At 48.4% G+C, this 19,474-nt stretch carries 17 protein-coding genes; 5 read left to right on the top strand and 12 right to left on the bottom strand.

Annotation, left to right across the window (positions count from 1 at the left end; genetic code table 11):
• Window positions 1–273: 273 nt before the first annotated feature.
• Window positions 274–1,464 (top strand): amino acid aminotransferase, encoded by a 1,191-nt coding sequence (locus tag EWA64_RS14825; protein ID WP_039425939.1) that lies wholly within the window; start codon window positions 274–276, stop codon window positions 1,462–1,464.
• Between the two features lie 72 nt (window positions 1,465–1,536).
• Here the strand turns inward: EWA64_RS14825 and EWA64_RS14820 are convergent, their stop codons facing one another.
• Complete coding sequence (locus tag EWA64_RS14820; RefSeq protein WP_061893958.1) at window positions 1,537–2,175, bottom strand: hypothetical protein; 639 nt, start codon at window positions 2,173–2,175, stop codon at window positions 1,537–1,539.
• Between the two features lie 226 nt (window positions 2,176–2,401).
• Between EWA64_RS14820 and EWA64_RS14815 the strand changes: the two genes are divergently transcribed.
• The gene (locus tag EWA64_RS14815) at window positions 2,402–4,285 is read left to right on the top strand and encodes a DUF294 nucleotidyltransferase-like domain-containing protein (protein WP_061893957.1); all 1,884 of its coding nucleotides are present in this window, start codon (window positions 2,402–2,404) and stop codon (window positions 4,283–4,285) included.
• Between the two features lie 8 nt (window positions 4,286–4,293).
• A complete protein-coding gene (locus EWA64_RS14810) occupies window positions 4,294–5,007 on the top strand; it encodes a 3'-5' exonuclease (protein ID WP_061893956.1) in 714 nt (237 codons plus the stop codon).
• Window positions 5,008–5,096: 89 nt separating this feature from the next.
• Here the strand turns inward: EWA64_RS14810 and EWA64_RS14805 are convergent, their stop codons facing one another.
• Window positions 5,097–6,980 carry a methyl-accepting chemotaxis protein gene (locus EWA64_RS14805; protein ID WP_061893955.1) on the bottom strand — a complete coding sequence of 628 codons (1,884 nt, stop codon included), beginning with the start codon at window positions 6,978–6,980 and terminating at the stop codon, window positions 5,097–5,099.
• A 198-nt stretch (window positions 6,981–7,178) separates the two neighbouring features.
• Complete coding sequence (locus EWA64_RS14800; protein ID WP_061893954.1) at window positions 7,179–8,750, bottom strand: BCCT family transporter; 1,572 nt, start codon at window positions 8,748–8,750, stop codon at window positions 7,179–7,181.
• A gap of 389 nt (window positions 8,751–9,139) precedes the next feature.
• Here EWA64_RS14800 and EWA64_RS14795 point away from each other — a divergent pair, with 389 nt between their 5' ends.
• Window positions 9,140–9,613 carry a MarR family winged helix-turn-helix transcriptional regulator gene (locus EWA64_RS14795; RefSeq protein ID WP_039425905.1) on the top strand — a complete coding sequence of 158 codons (474 nt, stop codon included), beginning with the start codon at window positions 9,140–9,142 and terminating at the stop codon, window positions 9,611–9,613.
• 5 nt (window positions 9,614–9,618) lie between these two features.
• Here EWA64_RS14795 and EWA64_RS14790 read toward each other — a convergent pair whose 3' ends face one another.
• The 6 genes from EWA64_RS14790 to EWA64_RS14765 all read right to left on the bottom strand — a co-directional run bounded on the left by EWA64_RS14790 (window position 9,619) and on the right by EWA64_RS14765 (window position 15,557).
• Complete coding sequence (locus tag EWA64_RS14790) at window positions 9,619–10,257, bottom strand: response regulator (RefSeq protein WP_061893953.1); 639 nt, start codon at window positions 10,255–10,257, stop codon at window positions 9,619–9,621.
• Window positions 10,250–11,605, bottom strand: coding sequence for a cache domain-containing protein (locus tag EWA64_RS14785; RefSeq protein ID WP_061893952.1), 1,356 nt, complete (start codon window positions 11,603–11,605; stop codon window positions 10,250–10,252). The genes EWA64_RS14790 and EWA64_RS14785 overlap by 8 nt, the downstream gene beginning before the upstream one ends.
• 99 nt (window positions 11,606–11,704) lie before the next feature.
• Window positions 11,705–12,991 carry a TRAP transporter large permease gene (locus EWA64_RS14780; protein WP_061893951.1) on the bottom strand — a complete coding sequence of 429 codons (1,287 nt, stop codon included), beginning with the start codon at window positions 12,989–12,991 and terminating at the stop codon, window positions 11,705–11,707.
• A 9-nt stretch (window positions 12,992–13,000) separates the two neighbouring features.
• Window positions 13,001–13,540, bottom strand: a complete 540-nt coding sequence (locus EWA64_RS14775) for a TRAP transporter small permease subunit (protein ID WP_061893950.1) — start codon at window positions 13,538–13,540, stop codon at window positions 13,001–13,003.
• A gap of 121 nt (window positions 13,541–13,661) precedes the next feature.
• The gene (locus tag EWA64_RS14770) at window positions 13,662–14,750 is read right to left on the bottom strand and encodes a TRAP transporter substrate-binding protein (RefSeq protein ID WP_061893949.1); all 1,089 of its coding nucleotides are present in this window, start codon (window positions 14,748–14,750) and stop codon (window positions 13,662–13,664) included.
• A 393-nt stretch (window positions 14,751–15,143) separates the two neighbouring features.
• On the bottom strand, window positions 15,144–15,557 hold the full coding sequence (locus EWA64_RS14765; RefSeq protein ID WP_061893948.1) for a hypothetical protein: 414 nt from the start codon (window positions 15,555–15,557) through the stop codon (window positions 15,144–15,146).
• A 215-nt stretch (window positions 15,558–15,772) separates the two neighbouring features.
• Between EWA64_RS14765 and EWA64_RS14760 the strand changes: the two genes are divergently transcribed.
• On the top strand, window positions 15,773–16,438 hold the full coding sequence (locus tag EWA64_RS14760) for a DUF2982 domain-containing protein (RefSeq protein ID WP_061893947.1): 666 nt from the start codon (window positions 15,773–15,775) through the stop codon (window positions 16,436–16,438).
• A 16-nt stretch (window positions 16,439–16,454) separates the two neighbouring features.
• Here EWA64_RS14760 and EWA64_RS14755 read toward each other — a convergent pair whose 3' ends face one another.
• The 3 genes from EWA64_RS14755 to EWA64_RS14745 all read right to left on the bottom strand — a co-directional run bounded on the left by EWA64_RS14755 (window position 16,455) and on the right by EWA64_RS14745 (window position 19,445).
• On the bottom strand, window positions 16,455–17,111 hold the full coding sequence (locus EWA64_RS14755; protein ID WP_061893946.1) for an MBL fold metallo-hydrolase: 657 nt from the start codon (window positions 17,109–17,111) through the stop codon (window positions 16,455–16,457).
• A gap of 67 nt (window positions 17,112–17,178) precedes the next feature.
• The gene (gene mepK / locus EWA64_RS14750) at window positions 17,179–17,733 is read right to left on the bottom strand and encodes a peptidoglycan L,D-endopeptidase MepK (protein ID WP_081946584.1); all 555 of its coding nucleotides are present in this window, start codon (window positions 17,731–17,733) and stop codon (window positions 17,179–17,181) included.
• Window positions 17,734–17,894: 161 nt separating this feature from the next.
• Window positions 17,895–19,445, bottom strand: coding sequence for a L,D-transpeptidase family protein (locus EWA64_RS14745; protein ID WP_061893945.1), 1,551 nt, complete (start codon window positions 19,443–19,445; stop codon window positions 17,895–17,897).
• Window positions 19,446–19,474: the final 29 nt, after the last annotated feature.

Raw genomic sequence — 19,474 nt, 5'->3', positions numbered from 1 at the left:
AAAAATTCGCAATTCATTGACACTTCGCGATCAAATCAAAATTATTTTAACTTTTCCTGCCACTAGGTGTTGTCACTGATCTGGCAGAAAGGTATAAATATACACCGTCTGCTCCAATCTTATTCGTCAGCATTCGCTGCTACTTTGCCAGATGCTCGCAGACATAGGCGTTTCCAGATAAACGAGCGGGTCTGATTATGTTTCATTGACTTCTGCGCCTTAGCACTGAAACATAAACAGACCTACCCCTTCGATTTAACATGGATGAAGATTATGTTTGAAAAAGTAGTTGCCGCCCCGGCTGACCCGATCCTTGGCCTGACTGAAGAGTTTAAAAAAGACCCTCGTCAGGGGAAAATTAACCTTGGTGTTGGTATTTATAAGAATGAACAAGGTGAGACCCCTGTTCTTGCAACGGTGAAAAAAGCAGAAGCTGCTTTAGTTGAAACCGAGAAAACCAAGTCTTACCTGACTATCGAAGGCACCGCGGAATACGCTCTGGCGGTTCAGAAACTACTTTTCGGTGAGGATTCAGACATCCTCGCTTCTCTACGCGCTAAAACCGCCCAAGCGCCGGGTGGTACGGGTGCATTGCGTGTGGCTGGCGAGTTCATCAAACGCCAACTGGGCGACGTAAAGATCTGGATCAGCAACCCAACTTGGGCAAACCACCACGGTGTGTTTAAAGCCGCTGGCCTTGAAACGACGGAATACAGCTACTACAACGCGCAAACTAAAGACAAAGACTTTGCTGCCATGGTTGCGGATCTAGAAAAAGCCAGTGCTGGTGATGTGGTATTGCTTCACGGATGCTGCCACAACCCGACAGGTATCGACCCAACCGAGCAAGAGTGGGAAGTGCTGGCGAAACTGGTGGCTGAAAAAGGTCTGCTGCCGATGTTCGATTTCGCTTACCAAGGCTTTGCTAAAGGTGTCGAGGAAGATGCGCAAGGTCTGCGTACTTTTGCTAAGTACAACAAAGAGATCCTCGTTGCGAGTTCCTTCTCAAAGAACTTTGGCCTGTACAACGAGCGTGTGGGTGCGTTTACCCTAGTGGCAGAAAACCAAGACGTTGCCGAAACCGCATTCTCTCAAGTGAAAGCCATCATCCGTTCTATCTACTCGAACCCACCTGCGCACGGTAGCGCCGTGGTTACTTACATTCTCAGTGATGCCGCGTTACGTGCTGAGTGGGAAGCGGAAGTGGCAGAAATGCGTGACCGTATTCAAGAGATGCGTGAGCTGTTCGTGGCGACGCTTAAAGCGGAAGGCGTTGATGCTGATTTCAGCTTTATTGAACGCCAAAACGGCATGTTCTCTTTCTCTGGTCTAAACAAAGAGCAAGTAGCGCGCCTCAAAGAAGAATTTGCCATTTACATCGTCGGCTCTGGTCGTATCAGCGTAGCGGGTATGACTAAAGAGAACATGGGCCCTCTATGTAAAGCTCTTACACAAGTGCTGTAATCAGTGACGAAAGAGACAAAAGCAAAGGCCGAGTTTCTCGGCCTTTTTTAATGTCAATCACTGAGTAAAGCGCTAATAGATCACGCGTGCACTGATACCACCCTCGCTGATGTAATCTTTGCCGGCATCACGATATTTGTAAAAAATGCCTGTGCCAAAGACGTCATTCCATTGATAGTTGAATGCCAGTTTGATGTTGTCCTCATCCACCCAGTCACTGCGGGTAAACTCGCCTTCTAAAGTGAGCGTCACTTCCCGGTTAATCAGATAGTTAAACCCCAACCTTGCACCTTGGAGTAAATCCGATTGAGAATCGAGTTTTTTGTCCGTTTTATTGTCTCGTTGTTCATAACCCAGAAGCCCGACACCATACAGCGCATACACATCTAATCGGCTTGTGATGTCATGGTGATACCCACCGGAAATCAGCACGCGATCCACCCTTGCCGTAAAGTTGTCTGGATGGAAAAACTGCACAGAGTAATCTACCTCCATCAACCAACCAGAAGAGAGCGGCTTGTTGAACCTGATCTCGAAAAACGAGGCATTCGAGCCATCAAACCAATTTTTATTTGTCGTGCCAGATCCAATGAACGCAGAGAAATGGTTATACACTTGTTCTTCTTCGACAGAACCATCGTCACTTTCCGCCCTAGCAACACCAACGCTACCAAGAACAATCGCCAATACTAACCAATTATTTTTTATCATATGACATCCTTCTTAATTGGTAATAAACCAGTTCCAACGCGGTTACTCATCGGTATCCTACGTCTGACTTTTGGTAATCTTAGTTCAAAACAGACTCTTAAGACGAGACCTCGCTCCCTTTCAGCCACGAAAGCAGAAAATGTGGTCAGTTTGAGGTAAGATAGCAGTCCACCTGCATATCAATGTTTACGGGTCACCATAGGCTCTAAACCCAAAAGGTTTGAATATGGATGCTGAATTAACCGAAATTCTTAACTTTCTCTCGCAACACGCGCCGTTTAGCGAGCTCCCAGAAGAAACTCTGCTCGACGTCATCCAACACATCGAGATTTCTTATTATCGTAAAGAGACGCCTATCATTCGCAGTGGTGATGAAATTCATGATCTTTTTATGCTGCGCAGTGGCGTGGTGGAAGTCTACCGCCGCAAAGGCGAGCTTTACAACCGTTTAGACGAAGGCGCCCTGTTTGGTCAAATGGCATTACTCACCAACAACCGAGTCAAATTTCCCGTCACAGCAGTGGAAGATTCGTTGCTCTATTGCATTCCGGAAACCATTTTCCAATCGCTCTACGACCACTTTGATTCCTTCGCAGACTTTGTTGAGGTGGAAAAAAGCACCCGTTTGCGCCAAGCGGTCCTTGAAACTAAAGAAGCGAACGACCTCACGACCTCAAAAGTTCGTACCTTGTTGACCCGTGATGCACCAACCATTGAGAGCACTCAGTCGATCCAAAGTGCCGCGGAGATGATGGCTAATGAACACGTCTCTTCTCTGCTGGTGTTAGATTCCAAGACACAAGCCTCTTCCTCATTGGCCCCCGTGGTCGGTATCATCACAGACCGCGATTTGTGTACCCGTGTATTGGCTCAGGGAAAATCACCGCAAGATGCCGTTGGTAGTGTGATGACAGACCAAGTGATCTCACTGGATCACAACGCCTATGTCTATGAAGCCATGTTGACCATGCTGAGGCACAATGTGCACCATCTGCCTATCATGCAGGGAAAAAAGCCGCTCGGTATTGTCGAAGCGACAGACATTGTCCGTTATGAATCTCAGAGTTCGCTGCTCTTGGTCAGCCGCATTTTTCAACAGCAGAGCTTTGAGGATCTCGCGCAACTGGCGCAAGAAGTAAAAAACAGCTTTGTCCGCCTAGTGAACGAAGATGCCAACTCACACATGGTCGGTAGTGCCATGTCGGTAATTGGCCGCAGTTTCAAGCAGCGCATCATTGAATTGACCGAAGAACGTCTCGGCCCACCACCCATTGACTACTGTTTTCTCGCATTGGGTTCTATGGGGCGCGACGAGCAATTGTTGGTCACCGACCAAGATAACGCGATTATCCTTGCCGACAGCTATCGAGCCGAAAAACACGACGCTTATTTCAGCCAATTTGCCGAGCTAGTGTGTGATGCACTCAACGAGTGTGGCTACAAATATTGTACTGGCGATATTATGGCAACTAACCCGATTTGGCGTATGACACGTGCGCAGTGGCGTGATTGCTTTGCCGACTGGATTGATGACCCCAACCCTAAGGCCCTACTTAACGCCTCAATTTTCTTTGATTTAGATGGCGTTTACGGAGAGCTCGCATGGGCATCACAACTGACCGATTTTATCGTCAACAAAGCCAAACAGACCCCTCGTTTTCTCGCCTGTTTGGCGCGTAACGCCCTGAATCGCACGCCACCACTAGGCTTTTTTAAAGATTTTGTGATGGAGAAAGATGGCCGTCACAACAATTCGATTAACCTCAAACGACGTGGTACTGCGCCATTGGCCGATCTCATTCGCGTCCATGCATTGGCGGTCGGGTCGAGTGCCAGAAACTCATTTGAGAGGCTCGACGATGTGATTGATGCCGGTATTCTGCCTAAAGGGCGCGCGCAAAACCTCAAAGATGCGTTGGAATTTATCTCCATGGTGCGCATTCGTCACCAAGCAGTGGATGTGCAAAACGGTATTGAGCCTGATAACAATATCGAACCCGAAAACCTGTCGGATTTTGAACGCAGAACGCTCAAAGATGCCTTTCAGATCCTAAGCAATGCGCAGAACTTCCTGAAGTTTCGCTATCAAGCTGGCAACAGTTTTAAATAAGGGAAAATATGTCGTTATTTAAACCTGCTCCCCTTGAATGGCAGCAAAAATTTGCCCAAAAATGCCAGCGTGTGCAGGATGCTCGCTTGCAACGCTTCTATGCTCAGCCACTGCCACTCGCTTGCACCCCCATAAACGAACTTGAGATGGTGGCGTTGGACTTTGAAACCACCGGATTAAACGCGCGCAGTGATGATATTCTCTCGATTGGCTTAGTGCCGTTTGATCTGCAGCGCATTTACCTAAACCAAGCCCACCATTGGACGGTGCGTCCACGGCAAAACCTCAGCGAAGAGTCGATCGTCATTCATCGCATTACTCACAGCGATATTGAGCATGCACCAGATCTCGAGACGATTCTTGACGAGGTATTGCAACAGTTAGCCGGAAAAGTGGTGGTGGTTCATTATCGCCATATCGAACGCGATTTCTTTGATGCCGCATTAAGACAGCGTATCGGTGAAGGGATTGAGTTTCCGCTGCTGGATACATTACAGCTCGAATCAGATTATCTTAGCCAAACCAAGGGCGGATGGTGGCGGCGCTTAAAAGGCGTCAAACTGCCTTCGCTGCGTCTTGCCCAAACTCGGCGACGCTATGGTTTGCCTGACTATAGCGCCCATCATGCATTGACCGATGCCATCGCCACCGCTGAACTATTGCAAGCGCAATTTGCCCATCACTACGATGCGCAAAGTGCCGTCGGTGAGTTCTGGCTTTAGACTTTTTGCATTTTGCTTTTTGTTTTTTGCTTTTAAGCCCAACAAAACAAAAGAGGAGCACTTGGCTCCTCTTCTCATTAGACTTTATCTTATAGCTTAAAGCGTCTGATCTCTTGCTCAAGTTCATGAGAAAGATCCGACAACATGCTGGCTTGCGCCGCCGCTTCATGCGCCTCGGCAGCCAGCTCGTTTGACACATCGCGAATGCCTTCGGTATTGCGCGTGATTTCAGTGGTTACCGATGCCTGCTCTTCCGCCGCCGATGCAATTTGCGTCGCCATATCGCTAATACGCACAACAGCCGTATGAATTTGCGTTAAGCTTACCGCCGCCGAGTTGGCATCATCAACGCTGGTCAGCGCCAGTGCACGACTGTCGTCCATAATGTCAACCGCCTGTGACGTGGTGCCCTGCAACTTCTCGATAGTTTGCTGGATCTCTTGCGTTGACGCGTGAGTGCGTTGACTCAACACACGAACTTCATCCGCAACCACTGCAAAACCGCGCCCTTGCTCACCCGCACGCGCCGCTTCAATCGCCGCATTGAGTGCCAGCAAGTTCGTTTGCTCTGCAATACCCTGAATGGTTGAAAGAATGGTATTAATACTGTTGCCGTGCGCTTCCAGCTCTTGAATTACATTGGTCGCCACTTGCACTTCTTCTGACAAGTTCTGAATAGAGCCTTGCGTTTGCGTCACTTGCGAAGAACCGTGAACACACGCAGACACCGCTTCTTCCGCATTTTGCGCTGTGTGATCAGCATTGCCTGCAATTTCTTGTGTCGCCGCCGCCATTTCGTTGACTGCGGTTGCGACCATGTTGATTTCATCTTGCTGCAATGAAATACGCTGGCTGCGCTCCTCAGCTTGCTGTGCGGTCATTTTGGCTTGTTCAGACAGTGATGCCGAGACTTCGCTCAACTTGCTGACCATAGTGTGCATGTTGCCAACAAAACGGTTGAAGTTCTCCGCCAGTTTACCCACTTCATCGTCACTGCGCGGCTCTAGGCGCTGAGTAAGATCCCCTTCACCGGAGGCAATTTCTTCCAATGCATGAGAAACGCGGCCAAGATCGCGGAACAAAAAGCCCACCAGCCAGTAGACAGCTGCAATCACAGCGGCAGTGATTAAAGTGGCAGTGATGAGCATTTCGCGCATCAATTGACTCAAGCTGGCCTCTTCGGTGGCGCGATCCATCTCAATCGCAAACATCCAAGAGGTTTGAGGTACTTTAACGAAGTAGAACAGCTTTTGCTGGCCATTGACGATCGCTTCTTCAATTGCGCCTTGTGAGGCCGCACGCTCGATATCCTGCATGGTAAATTGTTTCAGCAGAGTGTTCACAGGCTTAAGCGAAAGCGCTTTATTGGGATGTGCTAAGAAAGTGCCATCTTGTGTATCAATCAACATTGCATGAGCATTTTTGCCCGCATCTAGGCTGATGACATCATTGATCAATTGATCAATCAGAACGTCGGCACCCACCACACCAACCAGTTTGCCGTTGTGACGCACAGGTTCAGCAATCGTCACCAGCAGCGCGTTGGTAATCGCATCTTGATAAGCGGTGGTAATGATCTGCTTACCCGCTGCAGTGGCGTCTTTATACCAAGGACGCACGCGAGGATCGTAATCGGCACGGTTACGCTCTGGATGTGAGCGGTACATTTCACCCGCTGGTGTCCCTAGGAAAATATCGTCAAAACCACCCGCTTTGCGCGCTTGTTGTAGATACGGCACAACATCACTTTCTTCGCTGTAGTCATTAAAGGCTTTGGCGATATTCTTACGGATCGAAATCCAGTCAGAAATACCTTGCGCCGCCGCTTCACCGAGGCTCTGCGCACGGGCATATACGCCATTGCGGGTTTGATTGGATAGCTGTCCTGCGGACAGCCAAGTTAAGGCGGCAGCCATGATCACTACCGCTGATAGGCTTGCGCCTATGAGCTTCTGCTTTAGTGTCAATTTCATTGTTGTCAAATTTCAGTTGGGGGAACAAATTTTCGCCCGCGATATTACACACAAACCCAATCACATGCACGTATTATCCTTCGCCAACCAAGTAGTAACCCCTTGTATTCCAGATAATTTTAGCGTCATTTTTATACCGTACGACAAAAATAAAGCCAGCTTGATAAGCTGGCTTTATGAGCAAATAAAAAGTAGCGATTACTGTTTTTCGGTACGCATACCTAAAAGCAGGCTGACACACATCGCCAAGAGGATAAAGGTAAATGGCAACGCCGTCGAAATCGCCCCAGCTTGCAATGCCTGAATCGCCTCTGTACCACCAATCCAGAGCAGAGCCACTGCAATAGCGCCTTCCATAAATGCCCAGAAAATACGTTGTAGGACTGGCGCATCCATTTTACCGCCGGCGGTAATCGAGTCGATGACCAGAGAACCGGAGTCAGATGAGGTGATGAAGAAGACCAGCACCAATACCACGGCAATCACTGACAACATAGTGCCGTATGGCAGTTGGTCAAACATCTGGAACATCGCCAAAGGCACGTCGGTTAGTCCTTTGGCACCAAGCTCACCAACGCCATTGATCACTTGATCGATGGCCATACCGCCAAACACCGACATCCAAAGCAATGTTACCGCGGTTGGCACCAAGAGAACCGCAGTCATGAATTCACGAACAGTGCGCCCTTTTGAAACACGCGCAATGAACATGCCGACAAATGGTGACCAAGAGATCCACCACGCCCAATAGAAGACAGTCCAGCCTTGGAACCAAGCTTCATCTTCACGCCCCATTGGGTTACTGAGCGGGATAATATTCTCAACATACGCCATGAATGTTGTTGGCACAGAGCCAAGGCTCACCGCCCAACCGATCAAACCCACCAAACCAAGCAGCGCAAAAGCGACCAACATGTTGATGTTACTGATGACCTTAACCCCGCCATCGATACCACGAATGACAGAAATGGTTGCAAGTAGCGTCACCGCGACAATCACAATGATCTGTAAAGTCAGGCCAGCTTCAATTCCAAACACATGGTGAATACCACTTGCTGCTTGTTGAGCCCCCAAGCCAAGCGACGTCGCTAAGCCAAATAGGGTGGCGACAACCGCCAGAATATCGACAATGTGCCCTGCCCAACCCCAAGCACGATCACCCAGTAGAGGATAAAAGATCGAACGCATCGAAAGCGGCAAGCCTTTGTTGTAGGCAAAAAAGGCCAGTGATAAGGCCACAACACCATAGATAGCCCAAGGGTGTAAACCCCAATGGAACATGGTCGCGCCAAGAGCCAGTTTGGCCGCTTCCGGTGAATTCGCAGCAACATTCAATGGGGTTTCATACCATCCGGTAAAATAAGCCACCGGCTCTGCTACACTCCAGAACATCAAACCAATTCCCATCCCTGCTGCAAACAACATGGCTAGCCAAGATAGAAAAGAGTAGTCCGCTACGGCATCAGAACCGCCCAAACGAATCTTACCCATAGGTGAAACGATCAATGCCAGACAGAACACCACAAAAACATTACCGGACCAGATAAACAACCAATCAAATGACCCAATAATTTGCCATTTGATGCCATCGAGTACCGTCTTGGCGGTGTGGGCGTCCAGTACCAATGCGGCAATCAGAAACAGCGCCACCAAACCTGCGCTAATGCCAAACACTGGGTTGTGAACATCAAAACCCCATCGTTGAACATTATCCTGACCAACCGTGTAGTCTGTACTGTCAATACTGTACTTATCTATACCTGTTGTCATTCTCACTCACTTAAAAATGCTTTTTCTAAAATGTACCAATCAAGGAAATAGTTAGAATACGACACATATTTCCAAAATATCGGTTATTAAACTAACAGAAAACATCGTATAAATGCAAATTGACAGCAAAGAAAAGGCTTTTAAATCGGCACTTATGGCTTAATGCAATACAAAAAAGCAACAAAACAAAATGCTCACAAATCTTTTGTCATCAAATTATTATTCGATATTCATCCTAAGGTAACATCGCGGTGTAAACCAAACCTGTACTCGCGGCCCAGGGTCGCCGTTGGTTTGTTGACCTATTCGAGCCACTGATGCGTTGCAGCGCTTTCAATCACCGATAAATTGCGGTAGTTTTGGGACCAAATCATCGACGGGCAGACATTTTGGAAAAACACGAAGAAGTTCTCATCGCCATCAGACAGATCATCCGCGCCATCGATTTACATTCGAAGAAGCTCAATAAAATTTCTGGACTGACTGGCCCTCAGCTTATTTTGATGCGTGCAATCAAAGAGTTAGGCGAAGTTACCATTCGCCAACTGGCCAACCATACCAATATGAGCCAAGCAACCGCCACGGCAATTCTGGACCGTTTGGAAAGAAACGGGTATGTAGAGCGAGTTCGCAGCAAAGAAGATAAACGCAAAGTACACGCCCATCTCACTGCCGACGGGGAGCGCATTCTCAAGCAAGCGCCAATGCCATTGCAGGAAAATTTCATCTCTGAGTTTCAGAAATTGGAAGATTGGGAGCAGTCACTGCTACTTTCGTCTGTGCAGCGAATCTCCAGCATGATGAGTGCAGAGCAAATTGATGTATCCCCCATTCTTGAACTGGGTAGCATCAAGCCAGAGTAAGGCGTTTACTGCACTAGCCCCTGCTCAAACGCATATTTCGCCAGCTCCGCGGTCGAGTGCAGATCTAACTTATGCTTAATATTGTGGCGGTGGGTTTCCACCGTCCGATAGCTGATATCCAGTAGGGTGGCAATTTTTTTGCTGCTGTGCCCCTGTGCCACCAGCTTGAGTACCGCCTCTTCACGGCGACTAAGCGGGTTAGCCCGTTGAGCTGCGGGGACGATCTCCTGAGTAAAAAGGGTTTGTGTCACCGACTCGCAAAAATAGGTCGAACCTTGATTGACGGTTTTGATCGCTTGCACCATTTTCTCTGCCGAAATCTCTTTCAGCATGTAACCAACCGCCCCTTCCTGCATCACTTTCATGATGTACTCTCGATTGTCGTGCATGGTCAACATCAAGACCTTGCACTCAGGAAACTCTTCTTTGATCAAGCGAGTGGCTTCAATGCCATTCATAATCGGCATGCTGATGTCCATCAGCACCACATCGGGTTTGTGTCGACGAACAGCATCCAATGCTTCTAAGCCATTGCTGGCCGTTCCTACCACTTCAATCTCGGGTTCTATCTCTAAGCGAGCCATAAAACCATCGAGTACCACTTGGTGATCATCGACGATCACGATTCGAATCGGTCTATCCATAGGTCAATCCATCCAAATTCAGTAACACGGTAATTTCCGTTCCAAAACCGGGTTCACTCATCAGTTCGAAATCTCCGCCTAAGAACTCGACCCGTTCGCGCATATTCCTTAGGCCAATTCCTTGTTTGCGCAGCGCATCGGTTACGGCAAAGCCACAGCCATCATCGCGGATCAGCAGTTGCAGTATGTTGCCCATCTGCTGCAGGCTCACCGTGACTTTACGCGCCGCCGAGTGCTTTTCGATGTTGTTGAGTGACTCTTGCGCCACACGGTACAAGGTCGTTGCCACTTCTGATTTGAGCTTGTGCGCTTGGGTATCAAAGTGGATATCGGTATCGATACCCGAATGAGCGCGAAAATCTTGTAACAAGCTCGACAACGCAGCCTCAAGACCAATGTCATCTAACGCACTGGGGCGTAATTGATGCGAGATGTGCCGAACTTCATTAATGGCCGTCATCAGTGATTGTTGAGACTTTTCCAGATGTTGGCGCAGTGAAGGTTGATCGATCTTGTTACTCAATAACTCTAAGTGACATTTACTTGAGACCAGTAACTGGTTAATGCCATCATGCAGTTCACGGGCGAGATGCTTCTTCTCATCTTCTTGAAACATCACGGTTTTATGAGCCAGCTCTTTGAGGTTTTTATCTGCGAGACGATGCTCATGCAAGTTGATCGCTAAGGTCAGCACAATGATCACCGCCACCGTGACCAACAAAATCACCACCACAGAAAAAAAAGTCGTTTCGATGTTTTTGTTCACCGCGGCCTGCATTTGGGCAACTTCTTGGCGAATGTCTTCGATATACAGCCCAGTGCCAATCATCCACTCCCATTTACTCAGCCAAGCTGCGTAGCTAAGTTTCGGCACGGTTTCGCCTGTCGAGGGTTTTTTCCACAAATATTGATGAAAACCGCCCCCCGTTTGCGCTTGATACAGCAGCGCTTCAATCAGATGATCACCATTTTCATCTTGCAGATTGAGGAGATTTTGCCCAACAAGTTCAGGTTGGATAGGGTGAACCAGATTGGTTCCCTGTTTATCGTAGGCAAAGAAATAGCCATCGGAGCCATAGCGCAGCTGAGTCAACATGGCTTTTACTTTCTGCTGCGCTTGCCCCTCACTCAAAGAAGCATCATTGTGGATGTACCCAATCGCGTCAAACGCCAGATCGACGCTGTCTTGCAACGCATTTTCACGAGATTGGATCAGGCTTTGACGAAATATCTCCACCTCTTTTTGCCCTAACATTTTCGCCTGATAGATGGAGATCCAACTGATACTCGCTGAAACCAGAAGCAGCGGCAGTAGCGTTAGCAAGATCAGCTTCATTTTCAGCGGCATAGCGTGTCCTTATACAACAATGGCTGCCCATCCTTGGCAGCCATTTACTCTAGCAACTAAGTTTCAAACCTAGCAAGATTTACCTCACGATTGTGCGCCCTAGCCCATGCCATAAAATTCTGGGAACAGCAGCAATGAGGCAAGTACTAATATTTGTAAGCCGATGAATGGCACAACACCGCGATAAATATCCCGCGTGGTCACCCCTGCCGGCGCCACCCCTTTGAGGTAGAACAGACTAAAACCAAACGGCGGGGTCAGGAAGGAGGTTTGTAAATTCATCGCCACCAGAATAGCAAACCAAGTCATGTTGATGCCCAACGTCTCAGCCACTGGCGCTAAAATAGGTACAATAATGAAGCAGATTTCAACGAAATCGATAAAGAAGCCGAGGATTAAGATCACCAGCATGGTGACGATCAAAAAGCCCCATTTCTCACCGGGAATATTGAGCATCCACTCCTCGACTAACAGATCACCGCCAGTGTAGGTAAAGGCCATAGAAAACGCGGTGGCACCAAGCAAAATCGCAAACACCATCGCGGTTACATTGACCGTTTCTTTGGCCGATTCGTACACCATTTTCCAACTGAACTGGCGATAAAGCAGTGACAGGACGATTGCACCCGCACCGCCCAGCGCTGCCGATTCGGTTGGTGTCGCCACCCCGGCAAAGATCGACCCCAAAACCACCACGATCAGCGCGAGGGGTGGAATGACCGCTTTGAGCGCTTTGATCACTTCCTCACGGCGGCTAATCGTTTCATCACGTTCAATCGGCTGCGCTGCTTGTGGATTGAGTTTGGCGTAGATAAGGATGTAAACCACATACACGCCCACCAGCACGATGCCCGGCCAAACGGCAGCTTGGAACAAGTCGCCGACTGGCACGCCGAGCACATCGCCCAATAAAATGAGCACGATCGATGGCGGAATAATTTGCCCTAAAGTGCCCGACGCACAGATGGTTCCGCACGCCAACCCTTTGTCATAGTTGTATTTGAGCATGACAGGCAACGAAATAAGGCCCATTGCCACTACAGACGCACCAACGACACCCGTCGATGCCGCGAGCAGCGTTCCCACCAACACGGTAGAAATCGCGATACCACCGCGCACACCACCAAAAAGACGCCCCATCGATTCCAGCAGTTGTTCCGCCAAGCGCGTCTTTTGCAGCACCAAGCCCATAAAGACAAACAGTGGCACCGCCATCAATACGGTATTTTCCATGATGGATTGAATGCGGTATGGCATGAAGGCAAAGATCTCTACTCCTTCCGCCCACACACCAAATAGAAGTGCGATACCGCCAAAGGTGAACGCCACAGGAAAGCCGAGCAGCAACGCAAACAGCGCGACAAAAAACATCACAATTCCGATCATCCTGAGCTCCTACGACTTATCTGAATTTGAAAGGTGCAACAAGTGCGGATTGACGATCTTGTTGAGCGAATGCAACATCAAACCGACGCCACTGATGGCCATGAAGGCAAATGAGAGTGGGATCATCGCTTTGATTATCCAACGATAGGGCAGCCCACCCGGATCGCCGGAGGTTTCTCCCAGTGCATAGCTCTCTTTGGCAAAGTCGATACCAAACCAAGTCACTAGAAGACAAAACGGAATGAGGAAAACGATCGTTCCCAGCAAGTCAATGATCGCTTGCGCGCGATGAGAAAGATTTTCGTAAAAGAGGTCAACGCGAACATGCCCGCCCGCTTTCAGCGCATAAGGGATACCCAGCAGGAAAACCGCGGAAAACAGGTGCCATTCCAACTCTTGAAAGGCGATAGACACATCGTTGAAGGCATAACGCATGATGACGTCGTACACCACGTTGGCGAGCAGAACCACAAACAATATGCTGGCAAGCCATCCGAGGAAGTCCCCGAAACGATTAAACAGACGCTCGATATAGATCAGACTTCTCATTCCCTACTCCATGGAATTTTGAAAAATGGCTCCGCTTGGCAAGCCAGCGGAGCTCTGTTATTGGCTCATCTCAAGATAGAGTGAGCTTTCTTGGGCTCCTCACCAGAATCACTGGCGAATTTTATTGCGCCTGACCATTTAGGTATGCGCGGGTAGAAATGTCGGTCCAAGGACGAACCTGCTTGAGATAAGCCGCTTGCGATTCTTGGATCTCTTTGGCAAGTGCATCTTTCTCAGCATGCTCTTTGAGCAACTTGTCGTTGGCTGCACGCATCGCAGACATCACCGCTGACGGGAAGTCTTTCACTTGAACATTGGGGTATTCAGATTTGATCGATGCCCAGTTCTTACCATTTTCATGTTTGGACTGGGTATACATGTCGTACGCCGCGGTTTTCATTGATACCAATAGAATTGCCTTCAGGTCATCAGGCAAGCGTTCCCAAGTACGCTGGTTGACCAGAAATTGCAACTCAGTCGCTGGCTCATGCCAACCTGTGTAGTAATAAGGGGCAATTTTGTGAAAGCCCATGCGTAAATCCAGTGATGGGCCAACCCACTCAAGTGCATCAATCGTGCGACGCTCAAGTGAGGTATACAGTTCACCCGGTGCAATGTTGGTCGGTTTCGCGCCAAGCTCGGCTAAGATTTCGCCTGCAAAACCGGGAATGCGCATCTTCAACCCTTGCAGATCGTCCACCGAGTTGATCTCTTTTTGGAACCAGCCGCCCATTTGGGTATCCGTGTTACCCCCCGGGAAAGACAGCATGTTGTGCGGTGCGTACACTTTCTCCATCAACTCCATGCCGCCGCCGTAATAGAACCAAGCGTATTGTTCCATCGGCAACATACCAAACGGCATTGACGTAAAGTAGAGCGTGTTCGGCACTTTACCTTTCCAGTAATAAGACGCAGAGTGCCCCATGTCGTACTGTCCTGACTTCACCATGTCGAACACGCCAAGCGGTGCTTTGTGCTTGTTGGCAGAGTCGATACGGATCTGCAAACGTCCGTTGGACATCTCTTCTGCCATTTTCGCCATATTCTTGGTCGCATCACCGAAGATGGGAAAGTTGGGCCCCCAAGTTTCTGCCAATTTCAGGCGGTACACTTTTTCTGCCGCATTGGCCGATGTCGCAAGCAGTGCCAAAGCGGCCGCCACGGCAGTACTTTTCAGCACACGTTTTAAAGATTGTTGGATAAGACTCATGTTTCACGTCCTTGGTTTTATTGTATGTCACATCAATGAACACTTGTTATTCATGTTAAAGATGTAACAAAAACCAACGACATGTAATCGGCAGGAACACGCAAGCTGTATCGTGTTCGGCGAGGCAACTCGACCAATGTATTACGTATTAGTACGTAAGAGTAAAGGCACCTATCAGTTTAATTAGTTGATTAATATAAATATTAAGAATTTATAAACAAATTTAGATCTGAACAGATACTTACGTAGTAAAACAAGTCAAGTATTAACAGTTTTTAGCAAAAATGTGACAAATAAGGCTGATTAAGAGCAACAGAGAAGACGCAAGATTGGGGGAAATGGGATAAAGTGCCCCGGGCAAGCCGAGGCAAAGTAGTATGCTGCTAAGTAAAGTTAAGCACGCTTGTAGATCACTTTATTACCGCTTAGCTGCTCTTTGGTGACGAGATTTTCTTCAAGCAGTTTTTTTAGCGCCCCAGTGGCCCATGAAGCCGCTTTTGCTTCGTCTTGCCCGGCGGCGAGACCAATACTTTTGGGATTGATGCCATCAACGTTGGCCACGACAATATCCAGCACTTGCTGCTGTTTTGGGGTCAACGTGAGGTTGCTTTTCACCGCTGAAACGGCAACGTTTTTCACTTCAGCCACTTCGCTGGCGGCAACCTTCTTTTCAGCAACCAGCGCAGATACTGTTGCTTTGCTCGCCACTGGCTTCGCTTTTCTCGGTGCCGTCGCCAAGTTTGCTACAGCGGCTTGAATGCGTTTTTGCAGTTTTGCCTGCACGTTACGCTTATGAGAAAGTCTCATTGAATTGGTCTCCAGTTCACTGCTTGTCAGCAGGGATGAAAATTTTGAAGCGCGTTTTATAGCAAATTTCAGGGGTAATTTGTAGGCTTAAGCGGCGAAAGGTCATGAAAAATGCGTGGTTTGGGCAGAAAGACTACTATTTAAACAAGCACAAAGCATTGAATGCTGAGTATAAATACAGTGGTAATAATCACTAAAAATGCAAAGGGGTGAGTATGCAAACGCTGCAATTGTGCAACTACGATCTCAGTCTCAACTCGGCTAAAGGTCGGGGCTTGATTGGCGGATTCTTGGCCGCCGCTTTACTGCTTTTTTCTCTCTCTACCAGTTGGTTACAAGCTTTTGTCGCCATCACGCTGCTGCTTTTTCTAGCACTACTTGGCATCTATTTAATGCTGCGCAGCCAAGTGAAATACACCCTTACCGCCACTCACTTCCAACAACATCTGTTTAAGGGTGGTTGGGTGGTAAAATGGCGCAATATTGAAAAAATTGGCGTCTGCACTGTTGAGACACAAGGTTGGCATCAGCCGCTACCTTGGATCGGCATTAAACTCAAAGACTATACGCCCTATCTGGATGCAATTTGTCCCCGACTCGCCAGCGACATTCTCCTCAGTCAACGAGCCCTACTTTACTTGGGCGCACATCAACATCAGTGTATAAACCAATTTGAAGATATGGTGCTCAACTCAGATCCCGTCCACATTGGCGATGAGCGTTTGTATACCGGATTAAAAGCGATGCTCGCCAACCGCATGCGTTATCAGCGGCGTTTTTTTGATTACGACATTTTTATTTCGGCGCAAGATTTGGACCGGGAAGCCGACGATTTTGTCGGGCTGGTCCGGCGCTATTTAGCCGCCGCCGAACCAGATTAAGTGAGTGAAGAGAGACTCAGTAGAGTGGCATTTCGTCAGCGACGAATGGATTGGTTTTGCGCTCATGGCCAAAGGTTGACTCTGGTCCATGCCCCGGAATAAACGTCACGTCATTGCCTAAAGGCCAAAGCTTGTGTTTAATCGAAGCGATCAAGGTGTTGAAATCCCCTTGTGGGAAATCGGTACGGCCGATGCTGCCATTAAACAGGACATCGCCGACAAAAGCGCGACGAGCTTGTTCGCTAAACAGCACCACATGGCCCGGTGTATGACCTGGAGTATGCAGCACTTGCAGCACTTGGTGTCCAAAGCGGATCTCGTCACCATCCTGTAACCACTGATGCGGTTCAAATGCTTGTGTCAAAGGAAAACCGAACATTTGGCTCTGCCCTTCCAAACCTTGCAGCCAGAAGTTATCGGCTTTGTGCGGGCCAACGATTTCCACTTGACCTAAGAGTTCAGACAAACGTTCCGTTCCACCAACATGATCCAGATGGCCGTGGGTTAAAACCAATTGCACAACCTCAACGCCGAGCTCTTTGATACGTGCCGCCAGTTGTTTCTCATCGCCGCCTGGGTCAATCACAATGCCTTTCATGGTTTCATCGCACCAGACAATCGAGCAGTTTTGCGCGAAAGGAGTAACGGGAACAATCTGATATTTAAGTGCCATAGTAACCTCGGACCAAGAAAATCTGGCCGGAACTATGACACTTGAAGAGGGGAAAAACAAGAAGCGGCTACCATTGACGAACGGGGCCGGTGTCGATGTGCACAAAATCACTGCGCGGATAATAACCAACACCACCCGCGTTGAGCGTTAGGGCGGCCTCATGGACCGTGGCGATGGCAACGCCGTCGATACGAAAGTCTATTGCTTTACCCAGCATGTGATAGCTTTTCTTAGCGACCGCCGAAGAGCGAGCTCTTAGCGCCGCGTTGGTCACGGGTGAGCGATAGCCCGAAATGATCTGCACCTCGTTTTGTGTGCCAATCAGAGCTTGAATTTGCGTGAGTTGATCAAACAGACGTCTGTCCATCGGATGTGCTTCGTTTTGGCGAAAGTCCCGGCATAAATGGTCAAGGCGAGCCAGCTCTTCTTCAACGTAGCTCACGCCATCGAAGTAACAACTCTCCAACCACTCACCGGTATGCAAATTGTTCATTGCCAATTCCCGAGGTGCATCAGGCAGCGAAGCAAATGCTCGACTGGGCATGCACGAAACCGCTGCGACAGTCGCACTCGCCATACAGATAAAACGCCGACGCGAAAGCGGCTCAAATTTCGACTTCACTCAAATTCCCACACTGATTGATAACAGCGGGGCACCATAGCGAATGCCTTGCTCAGCGTCAAATAGCTTTCTGGTTGGTAACGGGTTCCATTTGCATCAGGGATGAAAGTTAGTGATTGAAGTGACTACTCTTTTCCACCTATGTAAATTTCTGGCAAATTTCATCCCTGCTGGCGAATCAAATCGAATTGGTAAATATCGTCACGATAATTGATCTCTTCACCATCAAACCAAACCGTTTGATAAATAATGTGCACAGGCACGCGAGTCTTGAGCGGGATCATGTTGTTAGGCTCTTGCCAAGCAGACTGTCGCGTGAGTTCTTCTTCTAGCCCTTGGGTTTGCAGTAATAAATGGGCAAATTGATCGGCATTTTCCACCCGCACACAGCCGGAACTAAACGCCCGATGATCTCTGGAGAACAGACGCTTAGAGGGCGTGTCATGTAGGAAAATGGCCCGTTTATTGGGAATGTTAAACTTATACAAGCCTAAGGCGTTTGTGCTGCCTGATAACTGACGCATTTTGTACGGGAAATTGTGTCGCGAAACACGTGACCAATCGATGCTTTCAGGGTCGATGGTCGTCTCAGAGTCCCACGCTGGCAAAATCTCAATATTTTGTTTTTTAAGATAGTTTTGGTCGCGCTTCAGCTTAGGCAAAATATCTTTAACCATAATTTTGTTCGGCACATTCCAAACCGGGTTAAGCACGATACCATCCATTTTTCCTTCCATGATTGGTGTTTTACGGCTGATTTTTCCGACCACCACTTTCGATTCGAATACCTCTTCGCCTTTGTACCAAAATTGCATTTCATAGCCAGGCACATTGACCAGAATGAGCAAGTCTCGCTCTTGCGGCCATAAGCGTGAACGTTCCGCATTCAGTGCCATCGAGTGCAAGCGTTGTGCTGGCGAGACATTCAGCCATTTGACGGTCGCAGGACCTATGACTCCATCCTGAGCTAGACCATGCATCTTTTGAAATTGCTTGATGGCCTTAGCGAGCGACTCATCATAGATGCCCTCTGTGCTTGAGCTTGCGGAGGTATCAATACCGACTATTTGCAAACGCCTGAGCAAAATAGCTTTACCCGTAAGGATGTCACCGGTTTTTTTGAGACCTTGTGGAGGATACTCCGTCGTAACTTGGTGCTGTAATTTCCATAACTTGCGATAACGCTGCTCAAATTGAGGGTTAAGCTGTAACGGAGAGCGCAAAGAGGCAATGTAATCGGCAAGCGAATTTGAGCGAATTTCTTGTACGAGATTGCTAAGTGATCGTGGATGAGGCGCGGGTAAACTTTGACTTAATGGCGAAGCAAACAGCCAATCTTTGCCATTGCGCGTCAGTTTGTCGAGATAACTCAGGTAGGAGAGCAAGATGTCGGTGGCGAGAATGTCATAACCCAACCACTGTTGCTGCGCTTTATAGCGATTGAGTTTAGCAACTTGATGTTCAAAATAAGGACTCACTCCGGCCGTTTTGAGCAGTTCCAGTTGAAATTCAAATTGCTCAATCGCTCTCGCATCCGCCCAAATTCGTTGGTGCCCGTGCTCTTGATACAACTGCTCCACTTGATGAGGATACTGCACATAGGCAAGAGCAGCAGAATTTTCAATACGCCAATGGGTATCTTCCTGCTGGGTTAATGCCCACAAAGGTGGAGCGAAGAACACTAGCAACAAAACTATCAAAGACTTAGACACCTTTTTCGCTCCCGAAGATCAAAATTTGC

The organism is Vibrio cidicii (genome assembly GCF_009665415.1).
GTDB lineage: Bacteria > Pseudomonadota > Gammaproteobacteria > Enterobacterales > Vibrionaceae > Vibrio > Vibrio cidicii.
The sequence above is the reverse complement of the archived record's forward strand: the minus strand, read 5'-3'. Positions and strand labels throughout refer to the sequence as shown.